We start from the raw sequence: 1,407 nt of genomic DNA on the forward strand, positions 1-1,407 counted from the left end.
AGCCTGCCCGCCACGATCCCCCTCCCTCGCACGTCCGCTCCAATTTTGTCGTGTACGCGGTCTTGTGGAACAGGCACTCCCTCCTTACTTTTCAGTAAGTTGACTGTGAAAGCACTGGTGTTCAGATTTCCGGCTCCCCATCACAGAGGAGAGAGCAGTCATGCCTGCTGTCAGAACCAGGCACCTTTGCTCCGTGGCCGCCGCCCTCGTCCTGACCGCCGCCGCCCCCGCCGCCACGGCCGCCACCGCGGCGCCGCAGGATCCGGCCGGGCTGCGGGAGGTCCTGTTCGTCGGCAACAACTGGGACGGCACCGCCGATGTCCTGGAGTCCACCGGCGACTTCGCGAGGATCGGCCGTGTGGACGTCGTCCCCGACAAGGCCCGGCGGATGGCGGAGATCAACGCCGACCCGATCAAGTGGATCTACTTCCAGGCGATCCGCAACAGCGTCGGCGAGGGCCACGACCAGTTCGCCGACGACATGTACACCACCCCGGACGGGAGGTCCGTGGTGGTCTCCCGGCCCAGCTTCGCTGACGTCGTGTCGGTGGACCTGGCCAGTGGGAGCATCAACTGGCGCTTTCCGGTGGCCGGTTACCGCGCCGACCACATGGCCGTCTCCCCCGACGGCACCCGGGTCGCGGTCTCCGCCTCCACCGCGAACACCGTGCACGTCCTGGACATCGGCACCGGAAAGCAGCTCGGCTCGTTCGCCACCGGCGACAAGCCGCACGAGAACATCTTCACCAAGGACGGCAAGTACATCTGGAACATGTCCATCGGGGACGTCAACACCGCGCTGGACGACCCGTTCTGGGACTGGACCAAGGGTGACCGGCACATCACCGTCGCGGACGCGACGACGTACAAGCAGGTCCGGACCATCGACATGCGACGGCGCCTGGACGCGATCGGCCTGAAGAGCTTCTCCAACGCGGTACGGCCCGCGGTCTTCTCCCCCGACGAGTCCAAGCTGTACTTCCAGGTGTCGTTCTTCAACGGCTTCCTGGAGTACGACGTCGCCTCCGACAGCATCACCCGGGTCAAGACGCTGCCGAAGAACCCGGCGACCAGCGAGGACCGCACCACCTGGGTCAACGACTCGCGCCACCACGGCCTTTCGATGAACCCCGGGGGCACCAAGCTCTGCGTGGCCGGCACCATGGACGACTACGCCACCGTCGTCGACCGCGCGAGCCTGCAGGAGGGCCCGCTCGTTCCCGCCGCCAAGCCCTACTGGGCCACGGTCAGCGGCGACGGCAAGGACTGCGTCGTCTCCGAGAGCGGCGCCGACCAGGTCACGGCCATCGACTTCGCCACCGGGCGGAAGGTGGTGTCGGTCCCGGTCGGCGACCATCCGCAGCGGGTCCGCCTAGGCCATGTGCCGGCCGGCTGGACGGGGCCGTC

General features: G+C 67.5%; 1 protein-coding gene. It reads left to right on the forward strand.

What is annotated here, in order from left to right; translation table 11 throughout:
- Nucleotides 1–160: 160 nt before the first annotated feature.
- Nucleotides 161–1,407: YncE family protein (locus RH94_RS33110; RefSeq protein WP_073952135.1), on the forward strand; the 1,247-nt coding region annotated here is incomplete at its 3' end.

The organism is Streptomyces kebangsaanensis, from assembly GCF_001906585.1.
Classification (GTDB): Bacteria; Actinomycetota; Actinomycetes; order Streptomycetales; family Streptomycetaceae; genus Streptomyces; species Streptomyces kebangsaanensis.